Source organism: Sphingomonas sp. FG14 (assembly GCF_057809675.1).
This window is the reverse complement of sequence record NZ_JBMDKK010000003.1, coordinates 592,030-610,793: the sequence shown is the minus strand read 5'-3', so window position 1 is coordinate 610,793 and position 18,764 is coordinate 592,030. Positions and strand designations below refer to the sequence as shown.

The 18,764-nt window shown below is 66.4% G+C and carries 16 protein-coding genes; 8 read left to right on the top strand and 8 right to left on the bottom strand.

What is annotated here, in order from left to right:
• Positions 1-22: 22 nt before the first annotated feature.
• Positions 23-2,098: a TonB-dependent receptor gene (locus tag ACODTA_RS15055; protein WP_489066725.1), complete on the bottom strand. Its 2,076-nt coding sequence runs from the start codon at positions 2,096-2,098 to the stop codon at positions 23-25.
• 182 nt (positions 2,099-2,280) lie between these two features.
• Here ACODTA_RS15055 and ACODTA_RS15050 point away from each other — a divergent pair, with 182 nt between their 5' ends.
• Positions 2,281-3,606: an MFS transporter gene (locus ACODTA_RS15050; protein ID WP_489066724.1), complete on the top strand. Its 1,326-nt coding sequence runs from the start codon at positions 2,281-2,283 to the stop codon at positions 3,604-3,606.
• Positions 3,607-3,624: 18 nt separating this feature from the next.
• Here the strand turns inward: ACODTA_RS15050 and ACODTA_RS15045 are convergent, their stop codons facing one another.
• Positions 3,625-4,212: a TetR/AcrR family transcriptional regulator gene (locus ACODTA_RS15045; RefSeq protein ID WP_489066723.1), complete on the bottom strand. Its 588-nt coding sequence runs from the start codon at positions 4,210-4,212 to the stop codon at positions 3,625-3,627.
• A 90-nt stretch (positions 4,213-4,302) separates the two neighbouring features.
• Here ACODTA_RS15045 and ACODTA_RS15040 point away from each other — a divergent pair, with 90 nt between their 5' ends.
• A complete protein-coding gene (locus ACODTA_RS15040; protein ID WP_489066722.1) occupies positions 4,303-5,487 on the top strand; it encodes an alpha/beta fold hydrolase in 1,185 nt (394 codons plus the stop codon).
• Entirely contained in the window at positions 5,484-7,481 is a 1,998-nt protein-coding gene (locus ACODTA_RS15035) for a M3 family metallopeptidase (RefSeq protein ID WP_489066721.1), read from the top strand. The genes ACODTA_RS15040 and ACODTA_RS15035 overlap by 4 nt, the downstream gene beginning before the upstream one ends.
• A 30-nt stretch (positions 7,482-7,511) precedes the next feature.
• Here ACODTA_RS15035 and ACODTA_RS15030 read toward each other — a convergent pair whose 3' ends face one another.
• Entirely contained in the window at positions 7,512-9,506 is a 1,995-nt protein-coding gene (locus ACODTA_RS15030; protein WP_489066720.1) for a M3 family metallopeptidase, read from the bottom strand.
• 62 nt (positions 9,507-9,568) lie between these two features.
• On the opposite strand from ACODTA_RS15030, the gene ACODTA_RS15025 reads away from it, so the two are divergent.
• Together ACODTA_RS15025 and ACODTA_RS15020 are read left to right on the top strand one after the other, a co-directional pair.
• The gene (locus tag ACODTA_RS15025) at positions 9,569-10,579 is read left to right on the top strand and encodes a dipeptidase (protein WP_489066719.1); all 1,011 of its coding nucleotides are present in this window, start codon (positions 9,569-9,571) and stop codon (positions 10,577-10,579) included.
• A 98-nt stretch (positions 10,580-10,677) separates the two neighbouring features.
• Positions 10,678-11,541: a MipA/OmpV family protein gene (locus ACODTA_RS15020; RefSeq protein WP_489066718.1), complete on the top strand. Its 864-nt coding sequence runs from the start codon at positions 10,678-10,680 to the stop codon at positions 11,539-11,541.
• A gap of 10 nt (positions 11,542-11,551) precedes the next feature.
• Here the strand turns inward: ACODTA_RS15020 and mprF are convergent, their stop codons facing one another.
• From mprF to ACODTA_RS14995, 5 genes are read right to left on the bottom strand one after another with little or no spacing between them, the layout of a single operon-like run.
• Positions 11,552-14,158 (bottom strand): bifunctional lysylphosphatidylglycerol flippase/synthetase MprF, encoded by a 2,607-nt coding sequence (gene mprF, locus ACODTA_RS15015; protein WP_489066717.1) that lies wholly within the window; start codon positions 14,156-14,158, stop codon positions 11,552-11,554.
• 4 nt (positions 14,159-14,162) lie between these two features.
• Positions 14,163-14,579, bottom strand: a complete 417-nt coding sequence (locus ACODTA_RS15010; RefSeq protein ID WP_489066716.1) for a DUF2147 domain-containing protein — start codon at positions 14,577-14,579, stop codon at positions 14,163-14,165.
• A 12-nt stretch (positions 14,580-14,591) separates the two neighbouring features.
• Positions 14,592-15,398, bottom strand: coding sequence for an AcvB/VirJ family lysyl-phosphatidylglycerol hydrolase (locus ACODTA_RS15005; protein WP_489066715.1), 807 nt, complete (start codon positions 15,396-15,398; stop codon positions 14,592-14,594).
• On the bottom strand, positions 15,395-16,861 hold the full coding sequence (locus ACODTA_RS15000; RefSeq protein WP_489066714.1) for an AcvB/VirJ family lysyl-phosphatidylglycerol hydrolase: 1,467 nt from the start codon (positions 16,859-16,861) through the stop codon (positions 15,395-15,397). The genes ACODTA_RS15005 and ACODTA_RS15000 overlap by 4 nt, the downstream gene beginning before the upstream one ends.
• 42 nt (positions 16,862-16,903) lie before the next feature.
• A complete protein-coding gene (locus ACODTA_RS14995; protein ID WP_489066713.1) occupies positions 16,904-17,269 on the bottom strand; it encodes a DUF6491 family protein in 366 nt (121 codons plus the stop codon).
• Positions 17,270-17,511: 242 nt separating this feature from the next.
• Between ACODTA_RS14995 and ACODTA_RS14990 the strand changes: the two genes are divergently transcribed.
• From ACODTA_RS14990 to ACODTA_RS14980, 3 genes are all read left to right on the top strand, one after another.
• A complete protein-coding gene (locus ACODTA_RS14990; RefSeq protein WP_489066712.1) occupies positions 17,512-17,736 on the top strand; it encodes a hypothetical protein in 225 nt (74 codons plus the stop codon).
• A gap of 68 nt (positions 17,737-17,804) precedes the next feature.
• On the top strand, positions 17,805-18,365 hold the full coding sequence (locus tag ACODTA_RS14985) for a DUF1003 domain-containing protein (RefSeq protein ID WP_489066711.1): 561 nt from the start codon (positions 17,805-17,807) through the stop codon (positions 18,363-18,365).
• Between the two features lie 155 nt (positions 18,366-18,520).
• On the top strand, positions 18,521-18,763 hold the full coding sequence (locus tag ACODTA_RS14980) for a PDZ domain-containing protein (RefSeq protein WP_489066710.1): 243 nt from the start codon (positions 18,521-18,523) through the stop codon (positions 18,761-18,763).
• The last annotated feature ends 1 nt before the right edge of the window (position 18,764 follow it).

Below are 18,764 nucleotides of genomic sequence, written 5' to 3'. Positions count from 1 at the left end.
TCGTTCGCGATCCGGCGTGCGTTCAGAACTGCACCCGCACCCCGGCGCCGATCGTGCGCGGCCGCGTATAGACGGGCTCGAAATAGGCGCCGAACGCCGGGTTCACGATGCGGCTGGTGTTGGTGAGGTTGTTGGCGAAGACATAGGGTTTGAGCCGCCCGAGGTCGACGCCCAGCCGCGCGTTGAGCACCGCGCGCGATTCGGTGAAGCTCACCTGATCGAGCACCGGGCTGTGCAGGGTGATCCGCGCCTTGTCGCTATAGCCATAGTCGAGATGCGCCAGCAGGCGGGTTTCGCCGCCGATCAGCGGCTCGTAATCGATCGCCGCCGACCAGGTCCAGTCGGGCACCAGATCGAGCGGTTCACCCTTGCTCCGATCGATGCCGGTCGTATCGAAGCGCAGATGGCTGTAGCCGACGCTGGCCGATATCGAGAGGTCGCGCATCACCTTGCCCTGCAGGGTGACATCGACGCCGGGGCCGCTGGCCTTGCCCGAATTGGTGGTGGCGCTGATCGTCGCGCTTTGCGGGAACACCGCCTGCACGCCCTTGTAATCGTTGTAATAGACCGCAATCTCCAGGAACAGGCGGCGATCGAACAGCGCCTGCTTCGTCCCGATCTCGTAGCTCCACAGCTTTTCCGGCCCATAGGTCGGCGGCGTCAGCGGCGAGGTCACGGTGTTGAAGCCGCCGCTGCGGAAGCCCTTGGCGGCGTTGGCATAGATTGTTCCGTCGGCCGAGGTCTTGATGCTGATGCTGGCGCGCGGATTGAAGCTGTTGAAGCTGCCCGACTGCACCGTCGGCGAGGACAGGCCGAGCGACGGGATTTCGAGCACCGTATCGCTTGATCGTCGGTCGTGGAAATAGCGGCCACCGACCTCGACCTTGATCGCATCGGTGATGTCGTAACCCAGATCGCCATAGACCGCCCAGCTCTTGGAAATCTGCGGCCCGCTGATCACATAGTCCAGCCCCGGGATCGCCGGTTCGGATCCGCCGCTGAGATCGCTGTTCGTCCGTCCGTGGACATAAACGGCACCGGCGGTCAGGCGGAACGGGCCGGTCGCGTTGGTGGTCAGCCGCACCTCCTGCGAGAATTTGCTCAGCCGCGTCGCGCTTTCGCCGACCGCGCTCGTGAGCACGGGCGCGCCGAACACGAACATGTTGTAATATTCGCCGGAATCGTCGACCGATCGGCTCTTGTTGCGCAGATAACCCGTCGAGCTCAGCAAGGTTAGCGGGCCGAAATCATAGGTCGCGACGAGATTGCCGAGCGTATAGCTTTGCCGCAGCGGCGAAGCGACGACGGCGTCGCTGTCATAATCCTCTTCGCTGTAATTCTTATAGGCCTGGTTCGCGACCTGATGCTGCACCAGCAGTGAAAGCGTGAAGGCGTCGCTCGGCTTCAGCAACAGCTTGCCGCGCAGCGTGGTGTAGCGCGCATCGTTGACGTTGTTGCCGGCGGGCACATCGACATAGCCGCCGACCTGCTCGCGCGCCGCCGCGAAGCGGATGCCGACCTTGTCCTCGACGAGCGGCAGGTTGAACACGGCTTCGGCGCGGTACCCCGCCTCTCCGCCATCGACGGTGTTTACCTGCGCTTCCGCGCTGCCGCTGACCCGCGTCAGATCGGGAGACGCCGTCACGTAACGGATCGTGCCGCCCATCGAGCCTTCGCCATAAAGCGTCGGCTGCGGACCGCGCAGCACCTCCACCCGTTCCATGTCGAGCAGGCGCATGTCGGAGACGCCGCCCGCCGCGAAATTGTTGATCGACAGTTCGTCGATATAGTTCCCCACGGTCGGCAGGCCCAGGAACTGCGAGATGCCGCGCAACTGGATACGCTGCGTGCCGACGCCGATATCGACGAGCCGGAGCCCGGGCACCGAGGTCTGGAGCGAATCGAGGCTGGTGACGCCGCGGCGCTCGATATCGCGGCTGCCGATCGCGGAGATCGAGATCGGCACATCGACGATCCGCTCCTCGCGCCGCTGCGCCGTGACGACGATGTCGGGAGAACCCACTTCCTCGGCCGCCGGCGCATCCTGCGCCATTGCCGGCATCGCACCCGCGAACCCTCCGGCCAGCAACGCCGACATCAACATCGCCCGATTTCCCAGCCCCGCCATGCTCCACCCTTTCATCATGGTTTTCACGATACAAACATGTATTCGATAGAAGCGCAATAGGCTTCGATTTTGTCGCCAATAGTCGCGATTCATCGCTTGCGCTCGCCGCAATATCCGCTAGCCTCGGATACATCCATGAATTGGAGAGAAGCATGGAGTCGAGCGCCGCCGCGTTACAGCCAGTCGAGACCGAACGCGCCGGATTCGGCGCATGGTATGGGCTGTTCGTGCTCATCCTGACATCGATGGTCGGCAATGCGATCCCGCAAGTGATGCTGCTGGTGACCGAAGCGATAAAGGCCGATCTGAACCTGTCGGACATGCAGATCGGCGCGCTGCGCGGCATCGCGGTCACTTTGGTGGTGGCGATCGCATCCTATCCGATCAGTTGGCTTGCAGATCGCACCGGACGGCGGCCGATCTATGCCGCCTGCATCCTGATCTGGTCGCTGGGCGCCGCGGCAACCGCATTGGCGGGCAGCTATGGCGCGCTGTTCGCCTGCGCGATGGCGATCGCCGCCGGCGAAGCCGTGCTGGGACCCGTCACCTTCTCGATCATCCCGGACCTGTTCAACGAGAAGCAGCGGCTGATCGCCAATTCGATCTTCTTCATTTCGCAGCTGCTCGGCATTTCCGCAGGCCTCGCCATTGGCGGCGCACTCGTCGGCGGGATCACGCAGCATCATGCGGAACTGCCCGCCGCCCTCGCCATGCTGGCGCCCTGGCGACTGGCGCTGATGGCGATGGCGCTGCCCGCGATCGCGTTGATCCCGATGGTGCTGCTCATTCCACTGCGCAAGGCAAGGCGCGACGCGCCGGCCGCCAGCGGCACGGGCGCCGTCCTTCCCTTCTTTCGAACAAATCGGCGGACGCTGTTTCCCGTGTTCATCGGCTTCGGCGCGATCGGTGCCGCCAATTTCACGGTGTTCGGTTGGATGGCGATCGCGATCGTCCGCTTGTTCGAAGCCGATCCGGCGGCGGTGGGCATCCGCCTGAGCCAGGTCTTCGCGATCGGCAGCATCGGCGGGGTCGTGGCGGCGAATCTGCTTGCACGCATGATCGCCGGTCGCACGGGCGATCTGACACCGGGGCGTGTGGCGCAGATCGGCGCGCTGGTCGCGCTGCTGCTGTGCTGCCTGTATCCCTTCGCGCGGTCGCCGGACGCCTTCTACATGATCGCGACCGCACAGATCGCCGCGTCCTTCGGCGGGCTGGTATTGTCACCCACGCTAACCCAGGCACTTGCCCCCGCCGAAATCCGCACGCGCCTGCTGGCCGTCGCGGGCCTGTTCTACACGCTGTTCGGCGCGCTCAGCCCGGTGCTGGTCGGCGCGATTTCCGACGCGCTGGGCGCGGCGCCGTTCGATCTGCTGCAAGCGATGCTGATGGTCGCCCTGCCCGGCTTCGCCGCCGGCGCGATATTGCTGCGCTACAGCGAACGCGGCCTGCCGCAGACGCTGGCCGCCGTTCGCGCCTGAAATCCCCGGCAAGCGATGCTAATCGTCGAAACCAGTCAGCAGACGCGTATAGACCGGCGCGAGCGCACGGCGCTGCTCCTGCGTTTCACGGATGCCCAGCGCCCAATAGCCGATCTGGTGGAAATAGACGATCCGCGCGCGCACCGTCGCCTCCACCTCGTCCTGCCGCGCATCGACGAAGATCCGCGCAAGCGCCGCGATGCATTCCTCGTCGGCCAGGAGCACCTGTTCCGCGACATCGGGTTCGACGCGCCCCCATTGGCGGATCGCCGAATCGAGCGCGGCATCGAAGTCGCGGCCCTCCATCCACAGCCGGACGATCCGGCGATAGCGATCGACCGGCGTGCCCGCGCGATCAGCGGCGCGCAGAAAGGCGCGGACATTGCCGTCGCGCCATTCGCGCAGCAGATGATCGAGCAGGTCCTGCCGGTTCTTGAAACGCCAGTAGAAACCACCGCGCGTGACCCCGAGCCGGGCCGCCAGCGGATTGATCTGGACGGCGGAGATGCCCCCTTCGATCAGCATCTCGCGCGCGGCCGCGATCCAGTCGCGCTCCACGGGAGTCGCCGTGCCGCCTGCCGCGTCGTCCTGCTTGCTCTCGCCCATTCCACTCTCTCAGATCGGCGCGATGCGCGCCGCAATACATGCTTGTATCTGTTAGCGAAGGCGGGCTGAATGCGAAAGGGAAATACCAGGATGAACCCGATGCCTCGGCGACCGATCGACTATCTGCTGACCGTGATGAGCCGGGACTGGGCCGCGCTCGCGCTTGCGCTGTTCCTCGCCATGGCCGGGCTGCTGCTCGTCGCCCTTGGCGCGTCGATCGCGGGAATCCTCCTGATCATCGTCGCGCTGCTCGCCACGATTGGCGGCATCGTGCACCTTGCCCAGGTTCGCCGGGCGATGGCGGCGCATCCCGCGCCCGGCCGGCTGATCGATGTGGGTGGATACCATATCCATCTGCTGGCGGAAGGCGATGCGAACGGCGCCCCCGCCGTGGTCTGGCTGCCGGGCGCGCATGGCGCGGGGCTTGCGCTGGACCATCTTCACCGGGCCTTGCGCAGCGACGGTCGATCGATCCTGATCGACCGGCCGGGCAGCGGCTGGAGCGATCCCGGCCCCTTCCCCCGCACGACGATGCGCGAGGTGGACGAGATCATGACCGCGCTCGACAGGGCCGGAGAACAAGGCCCCTTCATCTTCGCCGGCCACAGTTTCGGCGGATTTCTGGCCGCCGCCATCGCCCGGCATCGTCCGGCATCGGTGGCGGGGCTCGTCCTGCTCGACGCGACGCCGCCCGAAACGATCGTCTTCGGCCCGCCCAACCCCTTTCTCAGTCGCATGCGGCGCGGGGCGTTCTGGTCGGCAACGGTCCGCCTGTTCGGCTTTCGGAGCAGCGCCTCCGAACGCCGGCTGCGCGACGACCCCGCCTTCGCATCGGTGACGGCGGCGGTCAGGAACGCGCTGGGGCCGGCGGTGGACACGGCCACCACCGCCCTGGCGTTGCGCGCGCGTGAAACCTGCGCGGCCGCGTCGATCTTCGAGGAATTGTCGCCCATGGGCATGGCCCGCATCGCCTGGGATGCCATTGCCTATGACCGCGATCTGGGCGACCTTCCCGTCTTCCTCGTCGCCCCCGGCGACACCGATGCGGAGCGGGAGATGATGAAGGCGATCGTCACCGACGAAGCCGGGGATCCCAACCGCGCGCCACGCTTCTACGCGGCGTCGCGCGAACGCTATCTCGCCATCTCCACCCGCGCGGAGCGCATTCGCGCACCTGCCGGCACCGGGCATAATTTCGTCTATGAGGCGCCCGAATTCACGGCAGCGGCGGTCCGCCGGATGCGCGACATGGTTTCCGCCGGAGGCGGCGCATGAGCGATGCGATGCTCGCCGACTGGAAAGGACCGCTGGGCGGACTGCCGCCGCTCGACGCGATCGCGCCCGACCATTTCGTCCAGGCCTTCCAGACCGCGATCGACGATTGCGAGCGCGAGATCGACGGGATCGCGGACAATCCCGAACCACCCGATCACGCCAACACGCTCGCGGCGCTCGGGCAGTGCGGCCGCCCGCTTCGCCGGCTGCGCGCACTGTTCAACGTCGCCGCGGATACGATGGCCGATGCGCGAATTTCGGCAGCCGCACCGACGATACTCGCCATGCTCGCCGCGCATGACGATCGCATCGGCCAGCATGCCGGCCTTCATGCGCGGCTCTCGGCGCTGGCGGGACAGGAGGTCCGCCCGGCGAACGACACGGTCCAGGCGCGCCGCCGCGCCCGTCTGCTCGAACGCATATTGCAGGATTTCCACATGTCCGGCGCGTCGCTCGGCACTGTGGAGAAAGCGCGGCTGATCGCGATCGGCGAAGAGATGGCGGCATGCCATGCCGGGTTCCGCCGGATCCTGATCGAGGATGAGGCCGACCTGTTGCCGCTTACGCCCGCCGAACATGCGGGCCTGCCCCTCGGTCTCGCGGACCGGCCGGTGCCCTGCACGCGCGCGACGATCGAGCCCATCCTGACCCAGCATGCGGATCGCGGCGTTCGCGAACGCGCATGGCGGCTGTTCGCGGCCCGGGGGGACCGTGCGCCCGATCGCTGCACATTGCCGCTCGCCACGACACTGCTTCGCCTGCGCGCCGAACGCGCGCGCCTTCTCGGCTTCGCATCCCATGCCGAACTCGTCACATCGAGCCGCATGGCGGCACACCCCGAGGCAGCGCTCACGCTGCTCGACCGGCTCTGGCCCGCGGCGCGCGCGAAGGCGGATCGGGAACTGGACGCATTGGCGGCCATGGCACGCCGCGACGGGATCGATCGGCTCGAGCCGTGGGACGTCGCCTTTTACCGCGAGCGCGATCGCCAGCATCGCCTGGGTGCGGGCGAAAGCGCGCTTTCGCGATATCTGACGCTCGACGGCTTGCGCGACGGGCTGTTCTGGCTGGCCGAACGATTGTTCGGCCTGCGCTTCGCCGCATTGCCGGAAGCACCGGTCCATCATCCCGATGTGCGCGCCTATCGCGTCGAACGCGCGGGCGAAGCGGTCGGCGCGCTCTATCTCGATCCCTTCGCGCGGACGGGCAAGACGGGTGGCGCCTGGGTACAGCCGCTGCGCCAGCCCGAACGCGGCCATGATCTGCCGATCGCGATGATCGTCCACAATATCGCGCGGCCGCAGGATGGCGCACCGGCCCATCTGCGGCTTTGGGATGCCGTCACGCTGTTCCACGAATTCGGCCATGCGCTGCATCTGCTGCTGGGCGATGTCGAGGATCATCGGCAAAGCGCCTTCCATGTCCCATGGGATTTCGTCGAACTGCCTTCGACGATGTTCGAGAAATGGCTGACCCAGCCCGACATGCTCGCCGCCTTTGCGCGCGATCCGGCGACGGGCCTGGCGATTCCGGCGGATCTGGCCGAGACGCTGCGCCACGCGGTCGCGAAATCGGGCATCGAGACCGCCGAATATCTGGCGGCCGCGATCATCGACCTGCGGCTGCATATGCAGGCCGATCCGCCCGCCGACCTGCGTGCCTTCGAAGACGATACCAGAACGGCGCTGGGCATGCCCGATGCGCTGCGCCCGCTCCATCCGCTCGCGGCGTTCCGGCATCTCTTCGCCGGTGGCGAGCCGACATATTCGGCCGGCTATTACGTCTATATCTGGGCGGAACTGATGTCGGCGGACATCGTCGAAGCCTTTGCCGACGCGCCCGGCGGACTGCTCGATCGACCGACCGCCCAAAGGCTGGAACACAGCCTGTTGTCGGTCGGTGACGCCGATCCACCAGACACGGCATTCCGCGCGTTTCGCGGACGCGATCCGAGCCCGGACGCGCTGCTCAGATCACGCGGGCTTGTTGCCTAAGCCGTCTTCACCAGACGCCATAGAAGCCAGTCAAGCCGCCAGGTCGAACCGCCGCAGCAGCGCATCGCCGTCGGGATCGCGCCCGCGAAACGCACGGAACGCATCGTCCGCCGGGATGCTCGCGCCGATCTCCAGCATGGTCTCGCGCCAGCGCGCGGCGGTTTCCGCGTCATAGAGTCCGTCGGGCGACGCGGTGAACGCCTCGGCGATATCGGCCGCCATCACGTCCGCCCAGAGATAGGAATAGACGCCGGCGGCATAGACGTCGGTGAAGCTGTGGAAACAATGGGTGACGTACATCATCGGATCGATCGCGCGCGGCATGTTCATCTCCGCCAGCACGCGCGCCTCGATCGCCTGCGCATCGCCCGGCTCCGCCCCATGGATCGCGAGATCGACCAGCGCGGTCGCGAGATAGTCGGCGGTCACGCTGAATACGCGATCGTGCCGCACCGCCGCTTCGAGCGCGTCGATCGTCGCATCGGGCATCGGTTCGCCCGTCGCATGATGCCTGGCGAAGCGCCGGAGCAGCGACCGGTCGAGCAGCCAGCGTTCGTTGAGCAGGGCGGGAACTTCGACGAAATCCCAGGCGACCGACGTACTGCCGAGCGACGGGTAACGCGCTCGGCTCATCAGCATATGAAGCGCGTGGCCGAATTCGTGGAACAGCACATTGGCATATTCCCAGGCGAGCAGCACGGGCTCGCCGTCCCGCGCCGGCGTGTTGCTGGAGACGATGCACGATAGCGGCAACACTTTCCCGTCAAAGCTTTCCGCGCTGCGCAGTTCGGACTGCCAGGATCCGTGCCCCTTGCCCTGACGCGCGATCAGATCAAGCCAGAGCCCGCCGATCGGCTCGTCGCCGCGGCGGACTTCGAAGACGCGTATGTCGGGATGCAGCCTCGGCGCATCCGGCATGGCATGGAAGCTCAACCCGTGAAGCGTGCCCGCCGCGTCGAAGGCGGCGGGCAGCACGGTATCGAGCGAAAGATGATCGCGCACCGCATCGGCATCGAAGCCGAAGCGCTCGGCCTTCATCCGTTCGGCCAGGTAGAGGCGATCCCAGGGCTCGACGTCATCGCCCAGCGCGGCCAGATCGGCTTCGGTCACGCGACGCACATGCGCCCATATCCGTTCGAGGAGTTCCCTGGCGCGTTCGGGCGTCCCCGCCATGCGCGGCGCGCACGCCAGTTCCGCATAGCTGGCGTATCCCATCAATCGCGCCAGCGCGGCGCGGCTCGCGATGATCTCGTTCACGACCGGCCGATTGTCGTGCGGCCCGTCATTGGCGCCACGGCCAACCCACATCGCCCAGACCTGTCGCCGGAGATCGCGGTCATGCGCGCGCTGGAGGACCGCCATCACCGCGGGGCGATTGGCTGCGAACGCCCATGTGCCCGGTCGCCCGCGCCGCTCGGCGAGCGCCGCCGCCTGCGCCAGCGCGGTTTCCGCGATACCGCCCAGCCGATCGCGATCGTCGACCTCGACCGCCAGTGCCTCGGCTTCCGACAGGAGATTGGCATGAAAGCGCGCCTGAAGCGCGGTGATGCGTTCGTTCAAGCGCCGCAATTCGGCCTGATCGCCCTCATCCAACCGGGCGCCGCCACGCACGAACCGCTGCAGCAATTGCTCGGCCAGCCGGCGCTGCTCGGGTTCGAGCGGCCCCGCCGCGACCGCCTCGATACGATCGAACAGCCGCCGGTCCTGCGCGATCTCGACGTCCAGTTCGGCGCCAAGCGACGCGAGCCGGGCATTCACCGCCTGCATCTCGGGCGACGCGGCGGTGGTTACCTGCATCTGCCGGAGCACATCGATCCGGCGCAACGCGCGTCCGCAGGCCTCGATCGCCTCGATCACATTGGCGAAACCGGGCGCCTCCATGTCCGTCGCGACCCGTTCGATTTCGGCGCGCTTGGCGGCAAGCGCCGCGATAAAGGCCGCCTCTATGCCGGCCGGTGTCGTGCGATCGAAGGGAGGGAGGCCGCCCAGTGGCCCGTCCCAATGCGTCAGTGAAGATTCGCTCATGACGAATGCTATAGAACACGATACAGGGGTGTATCCAGTCCAAACAGGTTCGAGGATCGATCGTGACCGAAACCGCCGCTTCCGCGCTGATCCGCTCCAGTTTCGCCTGGGACAATCACGCTTGCATGCCATTGCGGCCGGCCGACACCTCGTTCCTTCCACAGGCGGAGCGCGCCCGTGCCGCGGGTTTCGATGCGGTCACGATCAATATCGGCTTCGGCCGGAGCGGGCCGGACGAGCATTTCGCGATGCTTGCTTCGATGCGCGAATGGTTCGGTGCGCGCAGCGACGCCTATCGGCTGATCGATCGCCCGTCCGATCTAGACGAAGCGCGCACCGAAGGCCGGCTGGGCATCCTGTTCGATATCGAGGGCGCGTGCGCGATCTCCGACCGGCTCGACCTGATCGAACGCTTCTACGCGGGCGGCGTCCGCTGGATGCTGATCGCCTATAATCGCGCCAATCTCGCCGGTTCCGGCTGCCTCGATACCGAGGATGGCGGCCTGACGGCGTTCGGACGTGCGATGATCGCGGAGATGAACCGCGTCGGCATGACGGTCTGCTGCACGCATACCGGACATCGTACCGCGATGGACGTGCTCCAGGCCGCGCAGGCGCCGGTGATCTTCTCCCATTCCAATTGCAACGCGGTTTTCCAGCACCCCCGCAACATTCCCGATGCGCTCATCCGCGCCTGTGCCGAAACCGGCGGGGTCGTCGGCATCAACGGGCTCGGCGATTTCCTCGGCCCGCGCGGCGCCGATCTCGACGCGGCGATCGTCGCGCATATCGACCATGCCGTGTCGCTGGTCGGGCCGGAGCATGTCGGCATCGCGCTCGACTATGTCTATGATCGCGAGGAACTGCTCGAATATTTCCGCACGCACAAGGACACGCTGCCGGCCGATATGGACGAGACCGTGCCGATGATCGGCCCCGAAGGGCTGACCGGCATCGTGGAGGGGTTGATCGGACTTGGCTATCCCGAGCCGGCGATCCGTCAGATCCTGGGCGGCAACTGGCGCCGCGTGGCGGACGCCTGCTGGCGCCCGGTCATTGCTACCGTCCAGTAGATGACCGATGTTTAACCCGCCCGCCAGCGGCCGGAACGCGCCTTTCGTCTATCGCCGGACGATCGGCGCGCGCCGCGCCATCGACGGGACAGTGCGGGATGAGATCGATCGCCAAACCGATGCTCTGGCTGTCGCTGCTGTTCGCAACGGCCACCCCTGCATTGGCCCATGACAGCACCGGAGCTTCAGATAACGACATCGATATCGGCGGCGACCGGATCACCATCGGCGCCGGCCTGGCGGTGACACCCAGCTATATCGGATCGGATTCGACGATCGCGCTGCCGACCCTCGCGATCCAGGGGCAAGTGTCCGGCCTGTCGTTCAACAGTCAGGGAACCGCATTCTACCTCGATGCGATCCCGGACAACGGCAAGCCCGGCTGGAAGTTGCAACTGGGGCCGCTCGCGGCGCTGCGGCTCGATCGCAATTCGATGATCGACGACAGCGCGGTCGCGGCGTTGGGCAAGCGCAGAAAGGCGCTGGAGCTCGGCGGTTGGGCAGGCATCCAGCGCACCGGCGTCGTCACCAGCCCCTATGACACCTTGTCGGTCGGCCTGTCCTACCAGCATGACGTGAACCGCGCGCATCGCAGCGATATCGTCAGCCCCAGCATCGACTATGCGACGCCGCTGTCGCACACCGCCTATGCCAGCATTTCGCTATCGGCCGATCATGTCGGCAGGGGATTCGGGCGCTATTATTACGACGTCGATCCCGCCGGCAGTGCCGCGAGTGGCCTGCCCGTCTATTCGGGCGCGGACAAGGCCGGCTGGAAGGACTGGAACGGCAGTATGCTGCTGGCGCATTCGCTGACGGGCAATCTCACTCACGGCCTGAGCGTCTTCGCGACCGGTGGCTATGCGCGCATGCTGGGCGCCTATCGGCGTTCGCCGATCGTCGACATGGCCGGCAACCCCAATCAGTGGAGCGGTGCGGTCGGACTGGCGTATACGTTTTGATAGCGAACGGTCAGGCGACCAGCGCGAGCCGCTTCGTCCCGGCCGCACTCTTGGCGCCTCCTCCGACCAGCGTCTGCAAGTCGATCAGGCCCCGCGCCATGCCAACGCCATGGGGACCGGCGATGTAGCGTGGTTCCCAGACCGGCGAGAATTTCTCCTTGTACGCACGCAGCCCTTCGAAGCCGTAGAAACTGTCGCCATGCCGATAGAGCAACGCGCCGATCCGTGCCCACATCGGCGCCAGCCTGCGGGATTCGATGCCCGACAGTGGCGCAAGACCGAGATTGAACCAGCGATAGCCCTGTTGGCTGCCCCATTTCATCAGCCGGACGAACAGATAGTCCATCGTGCCATAAGGCATGGTTTCGGCGTGGCGCATCAGATCGACCGACAGTTCCTCTTGCGTGCCCGTCGTCCAGATATTGGCGAAGGCGACGATGCGTCCATGCTGGCGGACCACCGCGCAATCGAAGCGCGCGAGATAGGCGGGATCGAACCGTCCGATCGAAAAGGCCTTTTCGCTCTGCCGCTTGGTTCGCAGCCAGGCATCGGACACCCCGCGCAATTCGGGCAGGAGCGCGGGCACGTCCGCAGCCGCGACGATCTCGAAGCTCGCACCTTCGCGCTCGGCGCGGCGCTCGGCATGGCGCAGCGATTTCATGTCGGGCGTGTCGAGCGTGAAACCGGGGAGCGCGACGCGCGCCTCCTCGCCATATTTTACGAGTTGGAGGCCCAGATCGATCGCCACCGGCACCGACGCCAGCGAGATCTGGTACAGCAGCAACCGTCCCTGCGCGGCATCCGCCATCTCGCGGATCCGCCAGAGCAGATCGGGCCATTCGGCCTTCGGCCCGACCGGATCACCCATCACGATCCAGCTCTGGCCCTGCACCTGGTACATCAGCAGCGCTTCGCCGCTTGTTGACGACAGGAAGCGCTTGTCACCCGTGAGCGCGAGCATGGCGTCGGTCCGCTGGCTATGCGCCAGTGCCGGCGGAACGCACCCATTCGCTTGCGCCAGCGGTTCGGTCGCGGGCGGGCGCGCATGGCCGAACAGCCGGTAGACCGCCACCCCGACCAGCACGATCGCTGCCGCGAAGCTCCCCCGCAGGAACCGGGACGCATCGCCGCTCCATGCGAAGCGCCACCAGAGATCGTCCTGATAGGCGACATGCTTGAACGCGAAGAAACCGATCCAGGTCGACAACACCAGCGCGACGACGACGGTGACCAGTGCGCGCGGCGTGCCGGGAAGCCCGGTCATCGCGGTTCGCCGGTAAAATGCGGGATGCGAAAGCTGGAGCAGGCCGGCAATGCCGAGCAGGATCAGCGCCTCTTCATAATCGATGCCCTTGGCTAGCGAAAAGGCCGCGCCTGCGAGCAGCAGCGCCCGGCACATCAGGAAGGCGGCATCGAGCCGGCGATAAAGGCCGGGCGCGATCAGCAGCAGCGCCGTCCCCGCCAGGCTGGCCGCGATATGCGACGCCTCGACGAAGGGCAGCGGCACGACGTCGCGCAGCAGATGCAGTCGCGCCGGGATCGCGGGCAGCGATCCGGAGACGAGCAGGACGACGCCGCCGACGAACACCAAGCCTGAGAGGAAAGTCGGCGCGATGCCATGCAGCGCGAAGCGCAGCGCGCCGAAAGCGGTGGCGAGCGGCCGGCGGATGCTGCGCCGCTCGTGAATAGCGAACAGGATCGCACCCAGCCCAAGCGGCAGCAGATAATAGATGACGCGATAAAGGATCAGCGCCGCCAGCAGCTTCGACGGATCGACGCCGGGCAGCGCGGCGATGACGACCGCCTCGAAAACGCCGACTCCGCCGGGGACATGGCTGAGCAGCGCGATGACGATGCCGAGCGCATAGCCGAGAAACACTGTCGGAAAGACGGAGAGGCCTGCCCCCGGCACCAATACGAGCAGCGCCGCGCTGGCTGCCGCCAGATCGAGCGCGGCGAGAACGATCTGCAAACATGCCTGCCCGGCGGTCGGACGCGGGAAATGCCATTTGAAAATATCGATGGTGCGCGCCCCACCGCGCAGTGCAACGATCGACAGACCCATCGCGACAAGCGTCCCGATCCCGATCGCACGTTGCGCGGCGAGCGGCACCATCCATGTACCGAATGCGAGCGGAACGGGATGCACGACCACCGCCGCCGCCGCCATCACGATGATGCCCGCCCAGAAAGTGACGCTCGCGGTCGCGATCACGCGCAGGATATCAGCAGCCTCCAGCCCGGCCGCGCTGTAGATGCGATAGCGTGCCGGCCCGCCGGTCAGCAGCGCGAAGCCGAAATTATGGCTGAGCGTGTAGCTGGTCAGCGCGGCGAGCGCCGCGGTGCGATAGGGCAGCGGCCGACCGATGATGCGCAACGCCAACACGTCGTAGAGCGTGAGCAGGAAATAGCTGATCGCGGTGAGCCCGATCGCGGCCGCCATTTGCCCCGCGCCAACCTGATGAAAGGCCGCACGCACGTCGTGCACATGGACGTCGGCGAGCAGCGCGTGAAGCGCGAAGAAGCCGAGCGCCGCGACGCCCAATATTCCGACGATCCTGATCGCGACACCATGGCGCTCCACCACGTGCCGCACCTTGCCCCTGAATGACGCCATGGCGCTATCCCCGCTGCCAGGTCTGCGACTTGCAGATCCAACCACCCAATATGCAGCCGCTGATCTTCAGGCTGTTGGGATCGAGCTGGCGGATCGTCGAATAATAGGTCTTGCCCATGTCGGGCACATAGACCCGGCCCTGCCACCGGCCCGGACCGACGGCGCGATAATCCTGGAGCAGCGCCACGCCGATCAGTTTGTCGATGCCCGCCTCATGCGCATCAGAGGTCGCCTGCGGATTGGCCCAGACCACCCAGCCGCACAGCTTGTCACCGCATCCGCCCGTCTGCACCTTCACGGATCCCTTGGGATTGACCCAGGTGCCGATCACGCCGGTGGCGGACGGGACCGCCGCGCCCGCACCGATCGGCGCCAGCGCCATCAGGGTCGCGGAAAGCGCAGCAAGCGACCAGCACCTCATGACATCCTCCGTTCAACGGTTCGATCGCGTCGAGATTAGCGGTGCCGCAATGGTGACAGCATGGGGGATTTCCGAAATTTTTGTAATGTTCGGATTGCGCCGGAACGTGCGGTCGATCATCGCGGTGAGTACGCGATGCACGGCGTCAACATCGCCATCCAGGGGATGCCCGCCGGGCAAGGCAACGCTGCGGACATTGGCCTGGCCGAGCAGCGGGCAGAGGCTTTCGGTCTCCTCCTCGCCATGGATGCAGACCACCGGCACCCAGGTCAGCGCCTGCGCCGTCGGCAGAGCGAGCGCATCGGGCTTCGCCCAGTTGAACAGCTCCGATGGCGAAGCGCGGAAAATGAGCGTGTCGGTCGGCACCACCAGCGCCACCAGCCTGACCCGCGCGCGTAAATCGGGCGGCAGGCGCGTCAATCCGACATGCAGCATGTCCGCGCCGAACGACTGGCCGATCATCACGAGCCGGCGTGCATGGCCGAACGCCAGCGCACGTCGTGCGGCGGAGGCAACCAGTGCGGAGACCTCGTCGGGCGTGCGTTCGCGCCGGAAATAGGTCAGCGAATTGACGCCCACCACCGGAATGCCGTCGGCCGCCAGGCGCCGGGCGATGCGCGGCCCCATGCCGACCTTGAACCCCATATCGCCCGACAGGATCACCGCCGCGACCCCGCCTCGCCCCGGTACGGCCGACGCGGTTGCCGGCACGTCGGTGAATACGGGGCCGCCGAAATAGCCGATATGGACGGCGAAACCGAAAAGTGCGGCGACGAGAAGACCCAGCAGGCCCAGGGCCAGCCTGCCCCGCCCGTTCATGCGAGGATCCCGCGCAGCACCGTCGCCGCGATCAGATCCGCATTGCCGTCGAAATGATGGCCGCCCGGCACCACGGCTTGCGCGATGTAGGGCGCGGCCAGTGCCGAACAGGCGCTGTCGGTTTCGCGCGCGCCGCGAATGCACTGGAACGGCACGCTCGGCATCCGCCGGATCTGCGGCACCGTCGGCAATGCATTGGCCCCCTCGACATCGAGCCAGGAGGCGAGATGGAACTGGAAATCGGCGCTGCCACTCAGCCCCAGCATGGCGACGCGGGCAAGCGCCGGGCGCAGGACCTGGGGCATGGCATCGACGATGAAGGGCAGATCATCCGCGCCGAATGAATAACCGAGCAACAGCAGCTTGGGGCGCTGCCATTGCTGGCTGAAATGATTGACGATCCGGCCGAGATCGCTGCCCGCCTGCTGCGGCGTCTTGGCGTTCCAGAAATAGTCGAGGCTGTCGATGCCGACGACGGGAACGCCGGACGCCGCCAGCCGCGCCGCGACCGCGCGGTCCAGGCCGACCCAGCCGCCGTCGCCCGAATACATCACCGCCATCAGATTGGTACGCGGTGCGGCCGGATCGGTGACGATGTTGAGCGGCAGATCGTCGATGCTGGCCGAGGAACCGATGGACGACGAAGCGCTTTCGAGCATCGGCGCGAAGGCGGCGGTGAATTGCGGCATCCAGTGCGCCTGTACCGAAAAACCATGGCCAACCTTGGCGAGTTCGATCAACTGGGCTTCGGGAATCCTGCCCGTGAAGCTGCGCGTGACCGCGGGCTGGACAACCTGATCGTCAAGGCCCTGCAACACCAGCCAGGGTGCGGAGAGATGCGGAACGGGCGCGAACAGCCAGCCCGCCTCCGGCTTGGTGATCCGCGAAACCGACAGGCCGGGTGCCGCGCACCAGGGCTTGCTGCCGCCGATATCGGGACCGAAGCCGAGCGAAACCGCGCCGCGATAGGAACCGGCGGGCGCCTGCGCCAACGCGCCATAGGCGAGTGTCGCGCCCGAGGAATAGCCGACCAGGATTGGCTTCATATAGTGATCGAGCCCGGCGCGATGCTCGAAATCCTGCGCGAGCGCGGCCAGCGCATAGTTCGGATTGATGCAGCGGTCAGCGCCTTTCTCGAGCGCCTTTTGAAAGGCGGGCGTCGAGAAGCCGGCAACCGCGATGCCCTGGCGCGTCAGCGCCTTCGCCATGTCGACCACGCCCAGATTCCAGCCGCCGTCACCCGACATGAACAGAGCGACGCCGCGCACGGGACCGGACGGCAGATAGGTGGAGACCGGCCCCACCTGCGCCAACCGCATGGTGCCGTCCATCACCAGGCGCGGCGCATCCTGCTCGACGGCGGGCACGGCGCCGGCGATGACGTGCGTACGCGGAAGCGCGAGCGTACCGGCCGCCGCGACCAAAGCCACGACCGACCCGATCTTCAGAAACGGAACAGGCATCTCACCCTCCCCCTTTTTCATCGAAGCGTTCAGCGCGGCATGTCAGCGCTTCGCCGGCGGTGCATCGCTCTTCACCAGAGAGGTCAGCGGATAGGACTGGCCGCGCACGACGATCGAGGAGAAACGGTCGAGCGTCGAGATCGGGCCGGTGGCGAAGCCGATATGCTCGACAAAGGGCAGGTCGAACGCTGGCTGCATCAAGGTGGCGTGATACCATTGCCGATGCGCGTCCTGGATCCAGACACCGCTGGTACCGTCCGCGCGCCAATCCCGGATTCCGCCAAGATTGACGAACGGGATCGTCACCTGACGATCGGTGTTCGCCGCCGGATGAGTGGCGTAAGCGGGCACAATGCCAGCCGCCAGCGAGAGCGCTGCCGCAGTGCCGATGAGGAGCTTGCGAAACATGTCGCGATCCTTCCGTCCCACCGGACCCTTCGCCCGGCCATGAACTGAACCATAGGCGCGCGAAACTGTCGGCGTGCTGGGCGCAGCATTAAGCTTTGGACAGGTTGCTCCCGGGGCGCCGGATGGCCGCCGGATGACCAAAGCTTAACATGACTCGCCAGGGCCGATCACCCAATATCGGGATCGCGGGGCGCCGCGCCGATCCGGTGAAACGGCGCGCCCGCATCACGAAAGGAAGTGCCATGAAGACGCTGCTGCTTGCCACCGCGCTGCTCCTGGGCGGCGCGACCGCGGCCGGGGCCGCAACCCCGCGCACCGTTTCCACGCCGCAGGGCGACGTGCCGCTCTGTTCGAAGACGGTGACCGACGAATGCATGAATCCCCAGGCGGCACCCGCTGCCTCGACGCATCATGCGCGCCATCATCATGCCGCGACCAAGCGGCGTGCGGCGACCGTTCGCGGATGATAGCATGGGCCCCTCGTCCGGAGGATCGCGCGATGATCCTCCGGACTTATCCAGACGGGGGACACGACATGACCGGCCATGACATCCAGACGCTCGCCACCCGCCTGCTGGGCAAGCCAGTCGATGCGCTCGACCCCGAGGAACATAATGTCCTGACGACGATGCAGGCACGGCTGCCGATCAGCCGCGACGCGGCGGACATCGCCGATGAGCGCGCGACGTTCGGCGAGCGCCTTGCCGATCGGGTCGCCGCCGTCGGCGGCTCATGGGGCTTCATCATCGCCTTCGCGATCATCCTGCTCAGCTGGATGACGCTGAACACGAACATACTCGGCCATCTCGGGCTGGCCTTCGATCCCTATCCCTATATCTTCCTCAACCTGATGCTCTCCATGCTCGCCGCCATCCAGGCGCCGATCATCATGATGAGCCAGAACCGCCAGTCCGCGAAGGATCGCGTCGCCGCCAGCCTCGACTTCGAGGTCAATCTTCGCGCCGAACTCGAGATCCTGCGGCTGCACCAGAAGCTCGACCTGGGCGTCACCGACCGGCTGGACCAGTTGGCGCAACAGATCGCGACAATCGCACAGCGCCTCGATCGGCCGGATAGGCCGGCGCGGACGGCATGAGCATGGCGGGCGGCCGCCACAGCAACGCGATGGCCTGGTGGGGCATCTGTTTGTTATGCTGTGCGCCGCTCGCGGCGGCCCCCCTCTTTACGCGATCGATTATCGGCGGCGGGAACGAGGTAGCGCCGATCCGTCCATCCGACCTACTGCCCGGCATGACGATCGAGCCGGCCACATCCGGCCGGGGCCTGATCGTCACCAGCCTGCGTTCCGATGGTGAGGCTGCGGCGAAGGGGATCACGGTGGGCGACGCGATCGCGGCGATCGACGGCCATCGCGTCTCGACACTGGATGAAGCCGCGGCTTGCCTGCATAACCATGCGGGCGATGCGATCGCGCTCGACATCGTCCATGATCGTCATGCCCGGCTGATCGCGCTGACAAAGGTTGAGGGTTGAG